Source organism: Kitasatospora sp. NPDC004745, assembly GCF_042873275.1.
In the GTDB taxonomy this organism is placed as follows: domain Bacteria; phylum Actinomycetota; class Actinomycetes; order Streptomycetales; family Streptomycetaceae; genus Kitasatospora.
In genome coordinates, this window is record NZ_JBIALK010000036.1 from 27,872 (window position 1) to 43,635 (window position 15,764).

The following is a 15,764-nucleotide window of genomic DNA, read 5'->3' on the forward strand; positions in this document are numbered from 1 at the left end:
CCCCCGCCGTCTTGTACGTTCTTTGCATGGCATCCGGGCAGGAGATCTCTGCTTGGCGTCCGACCGTCCCGGGCGTCACCGAGGTCTTCCACGCCCACTTCACCGAGCACGCCTACCCCATGCACGTCCACGACAGCTGGACGCTGCTGATCGTCGACGACGGCGCGGTCCGCTACGACCTGGACCGCCACCAGCGCGGCACCCCCGGCGACACCGTCAGCCTGCTGCCCCCGCTGGTCCCGCACAACGGCTCGCCCGCCACCGCCCACGGGTTCCGCAAACGCGTCCTCTACCTCGACATGACCCAGCTGGACGCCAGCTACATCGGGCCCGCCGTCGACGGCCCCGACCTCGCCGACCCGCTCCTGCGCACCCGCATCGGGCAACTGCACACCGCCCTCGCCGACCCGGGGGACGAGCTGGAGGCGGAGAGCCGCCTGGCCCTCATCGGCCAACGCCTGCGCACACACCTGCGGCCACGGCCGGCCGGCAGTGAACCGTCGCCCCGCCCGGGCGTCGCCCAGGACCTGCGGGACCTCCTCGACGAGCGGCTGCTCGACGGCACCACCCTGCAGGAGGCCGGGGGAGTGCTGCACGCCCACCCCGCGCATCTCGTCCGCGCCTTCAGCGCCGCGTTCGGCCTCGCACCGCACCAGTACGTCACGTCCCGCCGCGTCGACCTCGCCCGCCGGCTGCTCCTCGACGGACGGCCGCCCAGCGAGGTGGCGACCGCGGCGGGCTTCTACGACCAGTCGCACCTGACCAGGCACTTCAAGCGGGTCTGCGGCGTCACCCCGGGCCGGTACGCCCGGACGGCGCGGGGCGGCTGAGCGGCACCGCGGGGGCGGCGGCGGGCTTCGTTGCCGGCGCGGGCCGGCCGGCCGGGCAGGGGAGGTCCGTCCAGAGCCGGTGCGGGCAGACGATCACGTAGTGGCCCGACCAGCGGGTGTCGGAGATCCAGCGGGACCACAGCACGTCGCAGGCGCCGGCCAGTTGGGCCAGGGCGTACCGGCGTCGGGCGTCGAGCGGCAGCCAGGGGTCGCCGCCGGGGGTGTGGTCGGTGTAGCGCGTCGTGAGCCAGAGCACGGCGGCTTCCGGGGTGTTCCAGGTGCCCCGGACCTGGGAGGCCGGGCGGCGCAGCCACCAGCCGGTCATCATCGGCGGGAGGTCCGAGGCGCCGAAGCGGATGATGTCGACCGGCCGCCGCTCGGCCTCTCTGGTCAACAGTCGGCCGTCACCGGCCCACTCGTAGCCGTGGAAGTGCAACGGTGCTTCTCCTCTGGGGCGTTGATCCCCTCCCGCCCGCGCGGGACCGCGGGCGGGAGGGGCTTTCAGGAGGCTCAGACGGACAGGCCGAACCGAGCCGGGTCGATCCCGGCGCTGGTGAGCTCCTCGGCGGTGAAGAGGAGGGGCGCACGGTCGGGCCGCTTGCTGTCGCCGAGGGCGTAGACGCCGTGCTCGACCAGGCCGAGGGTCACGCACGACTCGCCGTCGTCACCCCCGCCCTGGTTGCCGCCGCACGCGCGGTTGAGCGTGAGCTGCGAGAGGTCGAGTTCGTAGAGGTTGCGATCGGTCATCGCCGACACCACCTTCCGGTGTGGTCCCGGGGCGCGCACGGAACGGCCCCGCCCCGCCCAGGAGTTGGGCGGAAGATTCGAGGGCGGTCAGCCCCAGAGGCTGATGCGCGTGGTGAGCTGGTCGACGGGCACCTGCCGCGGTGGGGCGTCCGGCGCGAACAGCGGCCGGACCAGGGCCCGGCCGTCCTGGGCGCCGACGATCTCGACCAGGCCCCCGGTGGTGAGGTCCTTCCGGACCGGGTTGTCGTCGACCCGCGCCATGAACTCGGCATGCGTCCGGCGGCGGGCACTGGTCGGTTGCGCGGAATTCTCAGCGGGCATCGCGGACTCCCCGTGGCTTGGCTTCCCGGCTTAACTAAACGGTAGGCGCGGCCCTCAGGTAATTCCACATCTATGCGCGCGGTTGCATAAATTCCTAGGTCGAAGTTCGGAAGTCGTCGGACCACTGTTCGAGGAGGTTTCTCATTTCTGCGCCGAACATGGCGCATCCCTCCATGGTGGAGAAGGTATCCACGTGTATTGCGACGTCCTTCGGGTCCCTGAGTGCCAGGACTCCACTGGTAGTTTCGATGGTTACGAGGGACCTGTCGTAGACGGTAAAGGTGTCCATCGGTGCGACGGGCATCAGGCCGGTCAATGGGATTATGCCGATTTGGATGTTGGGGAGCCGTGAGAGTGAGATGAGTCGATCAATCTGCATGGCCATGGCCGGAGCTGGGATCAATGGCCACCTGGCAGCCATCTCCGAGAGCAGGAACGTGAATTTCTTGTCGGTGTCGTAAAGGATCTCCTGTCGGCTCGGCTTCCGCGCGATGAGCTGACTTTGGTCGCCTTGAAGATGGGACAGGCTAGCCTTAATGTATTCGGGTGTGGAGAGAAGCCCAGTGATCATCGACAGAAGGAAGAACCTGAACTCGGTGGACGACGACTCCAGGTTGGCGAGCTCCTGCTGCTTGCGGTGAAGCCCCTTCCTTCGCAGCGCACGGAGGCCTTGCCAGTCCGTGCTCGCCAGGCGCGCGAGCTCCGCGACCGAAGCCAGTATCTCTGGTGGGGCCTTCAAGGCTCGCAGGATCTGTTCCACGTCCATGGGAGTGGCCGGGCTTTTCCCGCTCTCAATCCTGGAAATTTTCGACTGAGACATGTTGCAGCGTGCAGCGAGCCGGGCTCCCGAGAGCCCGGCTCGCTTTCGCAGATCTTTCAGCGTCGCAGCTAGTTCCTGCTTGGACTGGCCCAGCTGCTCTGGGTGGAGCGTCACGATCCGAGGTACTCCGCGAATGGAACCGAAGCCAAAATGGCGATCCGCTGGTATTCGAGGTAAGGTGCGAGGTCGCCGTCGAAGAGCTCGCGACTGATCTGAGTTCCATCCGCTCTGTAGTTCATGAGGACGACCTTGGATTTGTCGAACATCCAGAAGTCCTGAGCGGATTGGAGGGGGTTCTCCTTGTCGGTGACGTCAAGGATTCGAATGTCTTCGCCGGCTCTGAGGTGATGCCGGTAGTAGTACTCGAATTCAAACCGAAGATAGTCGGAGAGTGGGCGTTTGACGATGTGGACGCGGCCGACGCGCTTACCTGCAGCCGTCCACTCTGCCACCTCATCCATCCACCCTGACTGGTAGTCGTCGGGAGAGTTTTCGCCGGACAGGAACCGGGAGAGTTTCTCGGCTTCCTGCGGCATGGTGTACGTGGGAAGCGTTTCGAGCCGCCACGCTTCCGACTGCATGGAATCGAAGCACTGGTTCCAGGTGTCACCAGCCAAGAGCACGAAATGCCTCCCTCAGGACACTCTCCGGAATCTCAACGAGGCCCTCCCCGTTGGGCGGGGTGAAGGCGAGAGAAAGGTCGCCCTGGATCACGAACGACCCCGTATCCGTCTGGTAGACGTTGGGGCAGTCCTTCTCTCCGCACTCGCCGCTTCCGTTGCCCGTGAGGCGGGTGAGAGCTGCGCGTCCAGACATGTCAAGCCTCCCTTTTTCGAGCCGGTTTGACTAACCGGTAGCCACGCTAGAGGCATGGAGGCGGGCCGTCCACGCATCGGCGTGACTATGCACGTCATTGACTAAGGATCTTGGTCTGGCATCTGTGGGACGTGCACGTTGCCGTGCGACTGTGTGCGGTCCCACGCGGGCAGGTCTGACCTCCCCGCCCAGCGTGAACGCTGGGCGGGGAGGGACTTCAAAGCAGGTGGGTGGTGACGCCAAGCTCCTCCCTCACTGGCTGCCGTGACGCTCCCACCAGTCGGCGAACGGCTCGGCTTGGCGCAGAGCTGTGTCTCGCCAGTGGATCCACTGCTTCACGTCAGGTTCCTCGTCTGCCCCGATGAACCTGCCCTCGCCGTCGTAGGCCATGGAAAATGCTGTCGACTCGTCGAACATCCAGAAGTCGGGGCAACCGTCGATGGGGTTCGACCTCCCTGTGACGTCCAGGATGAAGAACTCCTCGCCAGCGGCGGCGTTCGCTCGGTACCCCCAGCCCAGTTCGAACTGGAGGTACGGTGTGAGTGGCCGGGTCAGTGCGTGGACTCGGTACATCCGGCGGCCGGCGTCAGTGTTCCTCCTGACCTTCGCCAGCCATTCGCTGTTGTAGCCGGAGGGCTGAGGCTCCCCAGCGAGGAATGCCCGATAGGCATCGACGTTGCCGGAGTTGCCGTAGTCGTCCAGGGTCTCCAGTCGAAATGCCTCCTGTTGGAAGCTTTCGAAGAGTGCGCCGAAGGCGTCACGAGAGATGGTCATGATCAACCCTTCTTGGTGGCTCAGTGGGTCGCCGTGTAGTCCCCGAAGGGGACGGCGTGGGTGAGGGCGATGTCTCGATACCGCTGGTACTCGGGAAGGCGGTCGGCGGGGAGGAGTTCGGCGCCGATGAACGTGCCGGTGTCGGTGTAGTGCATCCGGTAGACCCGGGTGTCGTCGAACAGCCAGAAGTCGTGGTCGGGCAGACCAGTCACCTGCCGCAGAGCCGTGTCGATGATGCCGATCGACTCGCCGGCTTTGATGTTTCCGGGGTAGGCCGCCAGCTCGTACCGGAGGTAGTCCGACAGGGGAGACCGGAGGACGTGCACCCGGGCCACCTGCTTGCCCAGATCCGTCATCGAGCGGACCCACGGGTTGTCGGCACAGTCGGGCGGCAGCCCTTTGCCCGCGAGGAAGTCGGCGAACTCCTCGCGTTCTTCGTCCACGTCGTAGACGGCCAGTGTTTCGAGCCGGAAGGCCGTTCGTTCGAAGGTCTCGAAGAGGAGGCCGAAGTCTTGACCCTTGAGCACGGAAGTGAACCTCCAGAGGGGGCGACTCGTCGATGCGCAGCCTGTCCCGCTCGAAGCTGCGGGGTCAAGGACGCGGATTTGCGAGGGACGTAAGGCCGTTCGACCACCCCGGGCTGGTGTGAGCACCAGCCCGGGGCGGCCGAGTTCAGGGGTGGTGGGTGGTGATGGTGATGGGGTGGGCGGTCCAGCGGGTCAGCTCGCCGACGTAGAGGGTGGTGCTCCACCGGCCGCCGCGGGCGAGGCAGTAGGCGACGCCCTCGCCGCCGCCCGGGCCGATGCAGAGCCGGACGAAGTCCCGGTGGGCCTCGCGGACGGGCAGCTTGCGCACCCGCTCCCACAGCACGGGCAGTGCGTGGTCGAGGCTCGGGAAGACGGTGGGCAGCATGATGCCGACGATTCCGGCCCGGACAGCACTCATGCGGCGGCCTGCTCGGGGGAGATCTGGCACCAGACGACCTTGCCGATCCCGCCCCGGCGCGGGCAGCAGCCCCAGCTCTGCGCCAACTCGTGGACGAGGAGCAGGCCGCGGCCGGCCTCCTCGGAGTCGGCCGCCTCGCGGAGTTCCGGCTTCTCGCTGTCGGCGTCATGCACCTCAATGCGGAGGAGGCCGTCGGCAAGCGTGAAGCGGACCTGGATCAGGCGGTCGCGCGGCGTGCGGGCGTGCTGGACGGCGTTGGTGACCAGCTCGCTGACCAGCAACTCCCCGGTGGGGAGCAGGCGTTCGCCGCAGGGGTGGGGGAGCAGGAACTCGCGGAGCTCCTGCCGGGCGGCTCGGGGAGACGTGCGGTGCCGGGGCAGCCAGCAGGTCTGCTCGGCGGGGGAGAGGGGAGCGGCTTCAGGCATGGCGGGGCCACCTCTGGAGTGTGCAGGTGAGAGCGGCTGAAGGGGGCATGGGGATGCCCGGGATGAGTCCGCGGCGGTCACTCTGGGTGGCATGGCGGACTACAGCAAGTAGCATGCGGTGGAAATGAGTCAATGCGCAACTTGCCCGATGGAAATTTTCCAAGATCTTTTTCCGGGGCGTATGATCTGGGCCTAACCGGTGTGATGGAGCATCAGATGAGCCAAGCGCGACCCACAGTGCGCCGCAGGCGATTGGCGGCTGCTTTGGTCAGGCTGCGAGAGGAAGCCGGCAAGTCGCCCGAAGCGGCGGCGGAGCGTATCGGTTGTCACCGTTCGAAGATCAGCCGGATAGAGAACGCGCGGCTGGGCATCTCGCTCGGCGAGCTGCGAGATCTGCTGACCTTCTACGGTGTGGAAGACCACGGCCGTGTCGAGGAGTTGGTCGCTCTTGCTCGTCGGGGCCGAGAGCCCGGGTGGGTGCAGCGGGCGAGCTTGGCTCGGCCGTCCTACTCGGACTTCATCGATTACGAGGAGACGGCTGACTACATCAGGTCGTTCGAGAACATGCTGATCTCTGGCCTGCTGCAGACTCCCGACTACGCTCGCGCGGTGATGCAGGCCAAACCGTCCGGGCTGGCCGCCGAACAAGTGGATGCCTTGGTGACTGCTCGGATGGAGCGACAGGAGGTGCTCACCAGGCCGAACCCGCCGCGCTTGTGCGTGATCGAGGGCGAATCGGCGTTGCGCGTTCAGGTGGGTGGCGCGAAGGTGATGGCTGGGCAACTCGACAAGCTGGTCGAGATGGCTGGGCATCCCTATGTGGAGCTCCAGGTCTTGCCGGACCGCGCCGGTGCCCATGCTGGTTTGATGGGCTCATTCGTGATGTTCAGTTTCCCGTCTCCCGACTACTCGGACGTAGTCTGCGTCGAGCACCGGACAGGGACGCTCTACATGGAGACGCCAGCCGAGATCGATGAGTACACATTGATCTTCGACTCGCTCCGCTCAATCGCCTTGAGTCCGGCTGACAGTCTCGACATGATCGCTCGGGTACGACAGGGGTTCTGAACTCCGGGCAAGAGATGGGTGAGTTATGACCGGCGAGTGGCACAAGAGCACCTACAGCGGGCAGGGCGGGAACTGCATCGAGGCACAGGCCAGGTCGATGACGACAGCGGTCCGGGACTCCAAGGACCCTGGCGGTCCCGTGCTGCTGTTTCCGGCTGAGGCCTGGGCCTCGTTCCTCGTGGGGGTCAAGTCCGGGGAGTTTTCGGCCGACTGATCCAACACGGAGGTGCCCCGCACGGGCTGTGGCCGTGCGGGGCACCTCTCCGTCCGTCTACCGGGCTACTTCCTAGAAGTCGTCGTCGAAGGAGACCGAGCCCTCGACGGCGACCTGGTACGCCGACACCCGGCGCTCGAAGAAGTTGGTCAGCTCCTGGACGTTCTGCAGCTCCATGAAGCCGAACGGGTTGCTGGACCCGTAGCGGATCGGGAGCCCGAGACGGGCGAGGCGCTGGTCCGCCACCGCCTGCAGGTACTCGCGCATCGAGGCGGTGTTCATGCCGGGCAGGCCGTCACCGCACAGGTCCTGGGCGAACTGGAGCTCGGCCTCGACGGCCTCCTCCAGCATCTCCGTGACCTGCTTCGCCATCTGCTCGTCGAAGAGGTCCGGCTCCTCCTCGCGCACGGTGTCCACCACCGAGAACGCGAAGTCCATGTGCATGGACTCGTCGCGGAACACCCAGTTGGTACCCGTCGCGAGACCGTGCAGCAGACCCCGGCTCCGGAACCAGTACACGTAGGCGAACGCGCCGTAGAAGAACAGCCCCTCGACACACGCCGCGAAGCAGATCAGGTTGAGCAGGAACGCCCGCCTGTCCTCCTTGCTCTGCAGCGAGTCGATGTGGTCGACCGCGTTCATGTACTTGAAGCAGAACTGGGCCTTCTGGTGGATGGAGGGGATGTTCTCCACCGCGGCGAAGGCCGCGTTGCGGTCCTCCGGGTCCGGAAGGTAGGTGTCCAGCAGCGTCAGGTAGAACTGGACGTGCACGGCCTCCTCGAACAGCTGACGGCTCAGGTAGAGCCGCGCCTCGGGGGAGTTGATGTGCTTGTACAGGCTCAGCACGACGTTGTTCGCGACGATCGAGTCACCGGTCGCGAAGAAGGCGACCAGCCGGCCGATCATGTGCCGCTCGCCCTCGCTCAGCTTGGCGAGGTCGGCGACGTCGGAGTGCAGGTCCACCTCCTCGACCGTCCAGGTGTTCTTGATCGCGTCCCGGTACCGGTCGTAGAACGACGGGTATCGCATCGGGCGCAGGGTCAGCTCGAACCCGGGGTCGAGCAGCATCTTCTCGCGGTCGTCGGACATCACTGGCAGGCCTCGCAGGACTCGGGGTTCTCCAGGGAGCAGGCCAGCGCGGCCTCCTCCTCCGGCGTGAGGGTCGGCGTGTTCACCGGGACGGGCGCGGCGGCACGGGCGGTGCCGGAGGCGGCCTGGGCGATCCGGGTGGCCGGGCGCGAGCGCAGGTAGTAGGTGGTCTTCAGACCGACCTTCCACGCGTACGCGTACATCGAGCTGAGCTTGCCGATGGTCGGCGCGGCCATGAACAGGTTCAGCGACTGGCTCTGGTCGAGGTACGGCATGCGGGCCGCGGCCAGGTCGATCAGCGCGCGCTGCGGCAGCTCCCACGCGGTGCGGTACAGCGACCGCACCTCGGCGGGCAGCCAGCCGAGCTCCTGGACGGAGCCGTTGGCGTCGCGCAGGGCGTCGCGGGTCGTCTGGTCCCAGACGCCGAGCTCCTTGAGCTCGCGCACCAGGTACGGGTTGACCTGCAGGAACTCGCCGCTGAGCGTCTCGCGCTTGAACAGGTTGGACACCTGCGGCTCGATGCACTCGTACACGCCGGCGATCGAGGCGATGGTCGCGGTCGGGGCGATGGCCAGCAGCAGCGAGTTGCGCAGGCCGGTCTCGGCGATCCGGGCGCGCAGCGCGCTCCAGCGGTCGGCCCAGTGCGGCTGCACGTCGAAGTGGTCGATGTGCAGCTCGCCGCGGGCGGCGCGGGTCTCGCCGTACGCCTCGTGGCGGCCGAGCTGCTCGGCCAGGTCGGCGGAGCGCTCGTAGGCGGTGAGCATGATGCGCTCGGCGATCAGCGTGGACAGCCGCGCCGCCTCGGCCGAGTCGAAGTCGATCCGCAGCTTGAAGAAGACGTCCTGCAGGCCCATCACGCCGAGGCCGACCGGCCGCCAGCGGGAGTTGGAGGTGCCGGCCTCGACGGTCGGGTAGAAGTTGATGTCCACCACGCGGTCGAGGAAGGTGACGGCGGTGCGCACGGTGGCGTCCAGCCGCTCCCAGTCCATCGCGCCGAGCAGGTCCTCCGCCGACGCGCCCTCGGCGACGTGCGCGCCGAGGTTGACCGAGCCGAGGTTGCAGACGGCGGTCTCGGAGTCGTCCGTGACCTCCAGGATCTCGGTGCACAGGTTGGAGGAGTGCACCGTGCGGCCGGGCAGCGCGGTCTGGTTGGCGGCGCGGTTGGAGGCGTCCTTGAAGGTCATCCAGCCGTTGCCGGTCTGCGCCAGGGTGCGCATCATCCGGGCGTACAGGGTCTGCGCGGGGATGGTGCGCACGGCCTTGCCGGCCTGCTCGGCCTTGCGGTAGGCCTCGTCGAAGTCGGAGCCCCACAGGTCGACCAGCTCGGGGACGTCGGCGGGGGAGAACAGCGACCAGTCCTGGTTGGCGTTCACGCGGCGCATGAACTCGTCCGGGATCCAGTGCGCCAGGTTGAGGTTGTGGGTGCGGCGCGCCTCCTCGCCGGTGTTGTCGCGCAGCTCGAGGAACTCCTCGATGTCGGCGTGCCAGGTCTCCAGGTAGACGCAGGCGGCGCCCTTGCGACGGCCGCCCTGGTTGACCGCGGCGACGGAGGAGTCGAGGGTGCGCAGGAACGGGACGATGCCGTTGGACTTGCCGTTGGTGCCGCGGATCAGGCTGCCGCGGGAGCGGATGCGCGAGTACGACAGGCCGATGCCGCCGGCGTGCTTGGAGAGGCGGGCGATCTGCGCGTAGCGGCTGTAGATCGAGTCCAGGTTGTCCAGCGGCGAGTCGAGCAGGTAGCAGCTCGACATCTGCGGGTGGCGGGTGCCGGAGTTGAACAGGGTCGGCGAGGAGGTCAGGTACTCCAGCCGGCTCATCAGGCGGTACAGCTCGGCCACCTCGCGCACGGACTGCTCGGTGTCGCCGACCGCCAGGCCACAGGCGACGCGGAGCAGGAAGTGCTGCGGGGTCTCGACGACCTTGCGGGTGATCGGGTGGCGCAGCAGGTAGCGGGACTGCACGGTGCGCAGGCCGAAGTACTCGAAGCGGTCGTCGCCCTGCCGGTCGATCAGCGCGTCGAGCGCGGCGGCGTGCTTGGCGACGAAGGCGGCGGTGGCGTCGCCGATCAGGCCCTCGGCGTGGCCGACGGCGATCGAGGCGGCGAACGAGGTCGCGCCCTGGCTGTCGGCCTCGTCGACGATCTCCAGTGCGAGCAGGCGGGCGGCCAGCTTCGAGTACTGGGGGTCCTCGGCGATCATCGACGCGGCGGCGTCCACGGCCAGCCCGCGCAGCTCGGCGAAGTCCGAGCCGGCGTGGCGGCCGCGCAGCGCGGCGGCGGCGACATGGCCGGGGTCCACCTGGGGGAGATCGACACTACGGTCGGTGAGCAGCCGCAGCAGCGCGCCGCCGGGGTCGGAGACCGTCGGGGCGGCGGGGGCGGAACCGGAGCCCTGGGCGGGCAGGGTGGCTGAGGCAGCGGTGGTCAAGGCGCTCTCTCCTGGCGGCGATCGGCGGCGGTGATCGGGTCCGGGCCGAACGGGGCAGGGGAGCACGGCGCGTACGCAGGAGTGCGTCGCGCGACGGTGGCGTCCCCGGCCCGCCCGCGAGGCCCGGAAGGTACTGCTCGTGCTGGCGCGGCCTCTGCGGGAGGGCCGTGGCGCACACCGTCGGCAGGTACTCGGACTCGCGGGCGCGGCTTGTCGAGCCGCCCGCACACCGCTGCGGGGCAGTCCCGGACTCGCACCGGGTTCCCCTGCTTTGACAGCAGGAGTGAGCATACATCTAGTGGCGGCTGACTGCGGCGGCACCATATGTTGTGGCCGACGTGTCGTGGGCCACGGTGGGCCCGGCGGCCGTTCAGTGCTTCAGATAGACCTTGTAGGTGCTCGAATCGCCCGTCGGAGAGGTGAACTGGGCGATCAACCGGTAGTGCCCGCCGCTCGCCAGCGCCGTCGCCAGGACGCGGTCCGTGGCGGCCGGGGCGGTGCTGTCCAGGACCACGACGGTGAAGTAGCCGTCCTTGATCGCGGCGGCGCTGCCCTCGTCGCCGTGATGCTCGACACCCGCCGCGTCCCGGTAGTCCGTCCCGGAGCGGGCCGACGTCCACTGCTCGGGCCGGCTGACGGCGCCGAGGTAGTACTCGGGCAGCCCGTCGACCTCGGTCAGGTAGTGGCCCTGCGGCGTGGCGTGCACCCGCAGGACGGCGAGCAGCCGGCCGGAGTCGGGCCCGTTCTGGTAACGCAGCGCTGACTGCTCCAGACCGAGCGCGAGCAGGGCGACCCAGACCAGGATGCCCAGCTGCGGGTGGCGGAAGTGCGCGCCGACCAGCCGGGTGAGGCCGACCCCGGCGAGCGGGGCGGCGAGCAGCATCCCGAAGCCCAGGTGCCGGAACAGCGCCCCCGAGGTGCCAAGCGCCAGGTGGACCGCCGGGACCAGCAGGGCGGTGCAGGTCAGGGCGGTGCCCAGCAGGGCGCGCTGGGCGCGGGTGGTGGTGACGCCGTCGTTCTCCGGCGACTCGAGCAGCTGCTCGCGGCGGGCGTACGCGATCGTGCCGGCCACCGCGAGGACGGTGAACAGACCGCCCCACTGGACGGTGTTCAGCAGGATCTCGCCGACCGGACGGGAACCCTGCCCGTGGGCCGGGGACCACCCGGCGACCTTGCCGAGCAGTCCGAACGGCAGCAGGGCGCCCACCGTGCCGGCGGCGAGCAGCAGGGCCCGCAGGGCGGCCGGGCCGAGCCGTCGCCGCGGCCAGGCGGTGGCCGCCGCCAGCGCGACCAGCGCGGGCAGCGTGAACACCGCGGAGTACGCGACGGCGCAGGCCAGGGCGGCGACCGGCGCGGCGAGCAGGACGAGGGCCACCGGGCGGCGCGCGGTGAACACCGTGACCCAGGCCGCCAGGGCGACCAGCAGGACGGCGAGCGCCTCGGGCGCGGCGTAGAAGCCGACGACGACGGTCGACTGCACCACCGCGTAGCCGGCGATCGAGCAGATCGCCACCCGCTCGTTGAAGAGCCGGCGGGTCAGCGAGTACAGCAGCACCGTGGTGAGCAGGGCGAAGCAGAGGCTGAGCACCCGGGCGCCGAAGATGCCGTTGGCGTCGGCGGCGGCGCCGGCCAACGGCAGGTACAGCTGGGGCGTGCCGGGTATTCGCTCGGCCAGGTGGGTGGTCACGGGGGTGCCGTGCAGCAGGTGGTCGAGCTGCTGGCGGCCGGCCACCATGGCGGCGGCCTCGTCGGGGTGCGCGGCGGCGAGCAGGCGCAGCGAGAGCAGGGCCTGGATGACGAGGACGGCCGCGAGCACGCCGCGGGCGATCCAGCGGCGCCGGGGGCTGGGGGCCGGGTCCCAGCCGATCGCGGGGACCTGCGGGATGGTGTACGGCGCCAGCTCGACGGCCTGGTCGTCTACCGGGCCGGGGGCGCCGGTCGGGGCCACCTGCGGCGGCGCGTCGGACGCATCGGGTGCCGGAACGTCGGGCCCGGGAACGTCGGGTGCCGGAACGTCGGGCCCGGGAAGGTCGGGCCCGGGAACGGCCGGCCCGGACGGATCGGTCCCCGGGCCGCCGGTCCCGGAAACCCCGGACGCAGGGACCCCGGACGCAGGAACCCCGGACGCGGGAACGCCGGGCCCGGCACCGTCGCCCCCCGCCGCGCCCGGCCCGGGCGAGCGGTCGGCGCGGCGGAACAGGTCGGTCCCGGCCGCGGGCGCCGCGGGGGCGGCGTCCGCCGTGGTCAGCGGGTGCCCGCCGCCGTCACGGGTGTCCGTGTCGAGGGCGGCCCGGGCGGCCCGCAGGGCGTGGGCGGCCCGGGCGGCGCGCGCGGCCCGTGCGGCGGCCGGGGTGGGTACGGCCTCGTCCGGCACCGGCACGGGCAGGTGTGCGGGCACCGGCGCCTGTGCGGGCCCGGCGGCTGCGTCGTCCGGGGCGGGGGTGAACTCTGACTCTGCGCTCATCATGGGTTCCGGATGTCGAAGCCGAAGCGGGGGTCGGACACGCGCCGCCTGAAGGCCGCGAGGGTCTCCGGGACGGCCTCGACGCGCCAGTCGGCCCGTTTGACGATGTTGAACCAGACGAAGCCGAGGATGTCGTCGTGCGCCGCGACCCCGGAGAACAGCTGGTCGATGTCCGCGAGCTGGCGTTTGCCCTGTTCCGAGGCGGTCTCGCAGATGAAGAACGGCTTCTGGCTGAAGCCGCGGATCTCGGCCATGGTCGGCCCGTACAGGAGGTCGAAGTTCTTCGGCCCGGTGCGGGTGAAGTACCCGGTCATGCCGGCCCAGTCGACGTAGGCGTCGCCCGGGTAGTAGGGCGCGAGCCGGGTGTTGGGCGCCGGGTCGGTGATGTTCGGGTTCCAGACCCAGATGACGTTGGTCGCCCCGGCCCGGTCGAAGAGGTCGTGCACGTGCCGCCAGGCGGCCACGAACTCCTGGGCGCTGGCGGCCTGCCGGCCCCACGGGTACCAGTTGCCGTTCATCTCGTGCGCGATGCTGATCGCGATCGGCTGGTCGAGCTTGGCCACGGACTTGGCGACGCCCCGGACGTAGTCGTCGGTGTCGCCGGCGGCGATCGAGGCCAGCGAGTGGTTGTACGGCTCCCAGGCCATGTACGGCAGGGCCCCGGCCGCGTAGATGCGCTTGGCGCCCTGGGTGTCGAAGCCGCCCTCCCAGTGGGCGTAGAACTCCAGGACGTTGGGCTGCTTGCCGATCGTGGAGGTGTAGACGGGCAGCGCGTCCATCGTCTCGGGGACGCCGGGCAGTGCGGCGCCGAGGTACTTGTGGTCCGGCTTGAGCAGCGGTGTGACGTCGTACGGCACGCCGGCCGGGACGGCCTTCGGCTTGGCGGCGGCGCTCGGGGTGCCGGTGGCCGTGCCCGGGGCGCCCGTGGCGCCCGGGGTGGCGGGGGCGGCGGCCGCGGGCTGGTCGGGCTCGACGGCCTCCTGCATCGCGAAGCCGGGGTCCTCGGGGCCGCAGGCGGCGGTGGCGAGCAGCAGCGCGCCGGCGAGCAGGGCGAGTGCCGGCCGCCGGCGGTACCGGTCCGGCCGTCGGGGGTGGGCGGGCCGTCGGGGGTGGGCGGACATGGTGATCACACGGCTTCCGTCGGTCGCGGCTGGACGAGGACCCGGCCGACGATGGTGGCGTAGAACAGACCGGACGCGAGGACGAGCGTGAAGTTCAGCGGGCCCATCGTGAGCATCCGCCAGATGCCGAGGCCCACCCAGAGGACGGCCGTCCCACCGCTCCAGACGATCATGCCGATCCAGAAGCGGCGGGTCTTGTTCCGCTTGGCGCCGGTGGAGCCGGTCGGCTGCCAGGCCATCCGGTTGCGCCGCAGGATGTCCCAGATCGCGAAGACGTGCGCCCAGCCGTACATCATCCGGGCGGCCCAGGCCTCCAGCCGGTACGGGTTGCGGTGCCAGAGCGGGAAGACGACCGTCGCGTAGAGCAGGCCGGGCAGCACCAGCAGGGTGTTCTGCCAGCGGATCAGGTCGGGTCTCGCCAGCAGCAGCACGATCGGGATGAGCGGGGAGACCAGGGTGAACAGTGCCGTGTGGATGTAGTAGAAGAACCCGGACAGGTAGCAGGCCCGGGTGACCGGCCGCAGTCTGGTCGTCCAGAACTTGCGGCTGCCCAGCAGGCTCATCGACCCGGTGCACCAGCGGTACTGCTGGTTGAAGAAGCCGCCGACGTTGTCCGGGCAGACGCCGGTCGCCAGGGCGACGGGCACGTACTGCAGGTCCCAGCCGAGCCGGCGCAGGTCGAAGCCGGTGTGCACGTCCTCGGAGTGCCCGATCAGCGTGGTGCCGCCGTTCTCCTCCAGGGCGGCCCGCCGGTAGACGGCGCAACTGCCCACGCAGATGGCGCCGTCGTTGCGCTGCCGGGACACCTGCACGGTGCGGTAGAACAGCTCCTGGACGGCGCCGGCGCCGCGCTCGATCCAGTTCTGGCTGTCCAGGATGCGGAAGAACTGTGGGGACTGGATGATGCCGAGGCGCGGGTTGGCCGCCATGTACGGGAGCATCTCGGTCAGCAGGTCCGGCCTGGGCGCGAAGTCGGCGTCCAGGATGAGGATGTACTCGCTGTCGGAGTTGCGGAAGCCGAACTGCAGGTTCCCGGCCTTCTTGAACCAGCCCAGCTTGTTGCGGGTGCCGTACACGAACTCGAAGTCGACGGCCATCTGGGCGAGTTGCGGGCTGTTGCTGTCGTCGAGCACGTAGGGCGTGACCTCGCCCGGGTACTGGTCGCGCAGCCGGGCGACGTGGGTCCAGGTGTTGTGCAGGACCTCGATCGGCTCGCCGGCCACCGGCAGGAAGACGTCCACGGTCGGGTACCGCTCCGGGGACCAGTCCCGCACCAGCGCGCGGTGCGCCGCGAGGTCGAAGGTCTCGTTGAAGCCGTGCACCCAGCGGGATATCAGGTAGTAGACGATCGTGAAGGCCAGCGGCGGCACGAACAGGAAGAACCACGGCGTCGCGCCGAGCAGGCCGATCTCGCTGGCCACCATGCAGGCGAAACTGACCAGGGAGAAGCAGGTCAGGATCCACAGCCGGCTGCGGGCGTAGGAGTACTTCTCGGTGTTGTCCGGCGGCTGCGGCAGCAGGCCCCACTGGGTGCGGGCGGCCGGGTCCCGGCGCGCGCGGCGCCGCGATCCGGGTGCCTGGCGGCTGCCCGCGAGTCGGGTGCCCTCGGTGACAGTCACGTGGCTCTTCTCCCCCGGAGGCCGTAATCGATGTGAACCTGACCCGCCCGCCGGCCGTTGTCCGACGGGCCGAGCGGGGGACGGA

18 protein-coding genes and 1 riboswitch are annotated in these 15,764 nt (G+C 69.5%); of the genes, 3 read left to right on the forward strand and 15 right to left on the reverse strand.

All coding sequences use genetic code 11. From position 1 onward, the window contains the following. Nucleotides 1-26 precede the first annotated feature (26 nt). A complete protein-coding gene (locus tag ACFYUY_RS36225; RefSeq protein WP_387907293.1) occupies nt 27-830 on the forward strand; it encodes an AraC family transcriptional regulator in 804 nt (267 codons plus the stop codon). On the opposite strand, the gene ACFYUY_RS36230 is transcribed toward ACFYUY_RS36225, so the two are convergent. The 10 genes from ACFYUY_RS36230 to ACFYUY_RS36275 all read right to left on the reverse strand — a co-directional run bounded on the left by ACFYUY_RS36230 (nt 790) and on the right by ACFYUY_RS36275 (nt 5,678). Further along, nucleotides 790-1,266 carry a hypothetical protein gene (locus ACFYUY_RS36230; protein ID WP_387907296.1) on the reverse strand — a complete coding sequence of 159 codons (477 nt, stop codon included), beginning with the start codon at nt 1,264-1,266 and terminating at the stop codon, nt 790-792. The genes ACFYUY_RS36225 and ACFYUY_RS36230 overlap by 41 nt on opposite strands. Before the next feature lie 74 nt (nt 1,267-1,340). Next, complete coding sequence (locus ACFYUY_RS36235) at nt 1,341-1,577, reverse strand: DUF397 domain-containing protein (RefSeq protein WP_360204355.1); 237 nt, start codon at nt 1,575-1,577, stop codon at nt 1,341-1,343. Nucleotides 1,578-1,664: 87 nt separating this feature from the next. Then, on the reverse strand, nt 1,665-1,898 hold the full coding sequence (locus ACFYUY_RS36240; RefSeq protein ID WP_360204358.1) for a hypothetical protein: 234 nt from the start codon (nt 1,896-1,898) through the stop codon (nt 1,665-1,667). A gap of 94 nt (nt 1,899-1,992) precedes the next feature. Beyond that, entirely contained in the window at nt 1,993-2,832 is an 840-nt protein-coding gene (locus tag ACFYUY_RS36245) for a helix-turn-helix domain-containing protein (protein ID WP_387907301.1), read from the reverse strand. Next, the gene (locus tag ACFYUY_RS36250) at nt 2,829-3,341 is read right to left on the reverse strand and encodes a DUF6879 family protein (RefSeq protein WP_387907303.1); all 513 of its coding nucleotides are present in this window, start codon (nt 3,339-3,341) and stop codon (nt 2,829-2,831) included. The genes ACFYUY_RS36245 and ACFYUY_RS36250 overlap by 4 nt, the downstream gene beginning before the upstream one ends. Next, the gene (locus ACFYUY_RS36255; protein ID WP_360204365.1) at nt 3,325-3,534 is read right to left on the reverse strand and encodes a hypothetical protein; all 210 of its coding nucleotides are present in this window, start codon (nt 3,532-3,534) and stop codon (nt 3,325-3,327) included. Before ACFYUY_RS36255 ends, ACFYUY_RS36250 begins: the two co-directional genes overlap by 17 nt. A gap of 252 nt (nt 3,535-3,786) precedes the next feature. Next, a complete protein-coding gene (locus ACFYUY_RS36260) occupies nt 3,787-4,308 on the reverse strand; it encodes a DUF6879 family protein (RefSeq protein ID WP_360204368.1) in 522 nt (173 codons plus the stop codon). A gap of 20 nt (nt 4,309-4,328) precedes the next feature. Next, complete coding sequence (locus tag ACFYUY_RS36265; protein WP_387907307.1) at nt 4,329-4,835, reverse strand: DUF6879 family protein; 507 nt, start codon at nt 4,833-4,835, stop codon at nt 4,329-4,331. A gap of 145 nt (nt 4,836-4,980) precedes the next feature. Further along, a complete protein-coding gene (locus ACFYUY_RS36270) occupies nt 4,981-5,253 on the reverse strand; it encodes a hypothetical protein (protein ID WP_360204373.1) in 273 nt (90 codons plus the stop codon). Continuing rightward, nucleotides 5,250-5,678: an ATP-binding protein gene (locus ACFYUY_RS36275; RefSeq protein ID WP_363363467.1), complete on the reverse strand. Its 429-nt coding sequence runs from the start codon at nt 5,676-5,678 to the stop codon at nt 5,250-5,252. Before ACFYUY_RS36275 ends, ACFYUY_RS36270 begins: the two co-directional genes overlap by 4 nt. A 132-nt stretch (nt 5,679-5,810) precedes the next feature. On the opposite strand from ACFYUY_RS36275, the gene ACFYUY_RS36280 reads away from it, so the two are divergent. Beyond that, nucleotides 5,811-6,746 (forward strand): helix-turn-helix domain-containing protein, encoded by a 936-nt coding sequence (locus ACFYUY_RS36280; RefSeq protein WP_387907312.1) that lies wholly within the window; start codon nt 5,811-5,813, stop codon nt 6,744-6,746. 25 nt (nt 6,747-6,771) lie between these two features. Continuing rightward, nucleotides 6,772-6,960, forward strand: a complete 189-nt coding sequence (locus ACFYUY_RS36285) for a DUF397 domain-containing protein (RefSeq protein ID WP_360204381.1) — start codon at nt 6,772-6,774, stop codon at nt 6,958-6,960. Between the two features lie 72 nt (nt 6,961-7,032). On the opposite strand, the gene ACFYUY_RS36290 is transcribed toward ACFYUY_RS36285, so the two are convergent. The 5 genes from ACFYUY_RS36290 to ACFYUY_RS36310 all read right to left on the reverse strand — a co-directional run bounded on the left by ACFYUY_RS36290 (nt 7,033) and on the right by ACFYUY_RS36310 (nt 15,484). After that, nucleotides 7,033-8,049 carry a ribonucleotide-diphosphate reductase subunit beta gene (locus tag ACFYUY_RS36290; RefSeq protein ID WP_360204383.1) on the reverse strand — a complete coding sequence of 339 codons (1,017 nt, stop codon included), beginning with the start codon at nt 8,047-8,049 and terminating at the stop codon, nt 7,033-7,035. Further along, nucleotides 8,049-10,451, reverse strand: a complete 2,403-nt coding sequence (locus ACFYUY_RS36295; RefSeq protein ID WP_387907345.1) for a ribonucleoside-diphosphate reductase subunit alpha — start codon at nt 10,449-10,451, stop codon at nt 8,049-8,051. The genes ACFYUY_RS36290 and ACFYUY_RS36295 overlap by 1 nt, the downstream gene beginning before the upstream one ends. Nucleotides 10,452-10,639: 188 nt before the next feature. Continuing rightward, nucleotides 10,640-10,804: riboswitch (cobalamin riboswitch) on the reverse strand. A 41-nt stretch (nt 10,805-10,845) separates the two neighbouring features. Beyond that, nucleotides 10,846-12,423 carry a glycosyltransferase family 39 protein gene (locus tag ACFYUY_RS36300; protein ID WP_387907317.1) on the reverse strand — a complete coding sequence of 526 codons (1,578 nt, stop codon included), beginning with the start codon at nt 12,421-12,423 and terminating at the stop codon, nt 10,846-10,848. Between the two features lie 515 nt (nt 12,424-12,938). Next, nucleotides 12,939-14,060: a glycoside hydrolase family 26 protein gene (locus ACFYUY_RS36305; protein WP_387907348.1), complete on the reverse strand. Its 1,122-nt coding sequence runs from the start codon at nt 14,058-14,060 to the stop codon at nt 12,939-12,941. A 5-nt stretch (nt 14,061-14,065) separates the two neighbouring features. Beyond that, on the reverse strand, nt 14,066-15,484 hold the full coding sequence (locus ACFYUY_RS36310) for a glycosyltransferase family 2 protein (RefSeq protein ID WP_360204848.1): 1,419 nt from the start codon (nt 15,482-15,484) through the stop codon (nt 14,066-14,068). Nucleotides 15,485-15,764: the final 280 nt, after the last annotated feature.

Bases quoted from the DNA above. Each gene is read 5' to 3' on its own strand.
- ACFYUY_RS36225 (WP_387907293.1), top strand. From the start codon at position 27: ATGGCATCCGGGCAGGAGATCTCTGCTTGGCGTCCGACCGTCCCGGGC.
- ACFYUY_RS36235 (WP_360204355.1), bottom strand. From the start codon at position 1,577: ATGACCGATCGCAACCTCTACGAACTCGACCTCTCGCAGCTCACGCTC.
- ACFYUY_RS36240 (WP_360204358.1), bottom strand. From the start codon at position 1,898: ATGCCCGCTGAGAATTCCGCGCAACCGACCAGTGCCCGCCGCCGGACG.
- ACFYUY_RS36255 (WP_360204365.1), bottom strand. From the start codon at position 3,534: ATGTCTGGACGCGCAGCTCTCACCCGCCTCACGGGCAACGGAAGCGGC.
- ACFYUY_RS36260 (WP_360204368.1), bottom strand. From the start codon at position 4,308: ATGACCATCTCTCGTGACGCCTTCGGCGCACTCTTCGAAAGCTTCCAA.
- ACFYUY_RS36270 (WP_360204373.1), bottom strand. From the start codon at position 5,253: ATGAGTGCTGTCCGGGCCGGAATCGTCGGCATCATGCTGCCCACCGTC.
- ACFYUY_RS36275 (WP_363363467.1), bottom strand. From the start codon at position 5,678: ATGCCTGAAGCCGCTCCCCTCTCCCCCGCCGAGCAGACCTGCTGGCTG.
- ACFYUY_RS36280 (WP_387907312.1), top strand. From the start codon at position 5,811: ATGCGCAACTTGCCCGATGGAAATTTTCCAAGATCTTTTTCCGGGGCG.
- ACFYUY_RS36285 (WP_360204381.1), top strand. From the start codon at position 6,772: ATGACCGGCGAGTGGCACAAGAGCACCTACAGCGGGCAGGGCGGGAAC.
- ACFYUY_RS36290 (WP_360204383.1), bottom strand. From the start codon at position 8,049: ATGTCCGACGACCGCGAGAAGATGCTGCTCGACCCCGGGTTCGAGCTG.
- ACFYUY_RS36305 (WP_387907348.1), bottom strand. From the start codon at position 14,060: ATGTCCGCCCACCCCCGACGGCCCGCCCACCCCCGACGGCCGGACCGG.
- ACFYUY_RS36310 (WP_360204848.1), bottom strand. From the start codon at position 15,484: ATGGTGGCCAGCGAGATCGGCCTGCTCGGCGCGACGCCGTGGTTCTTC.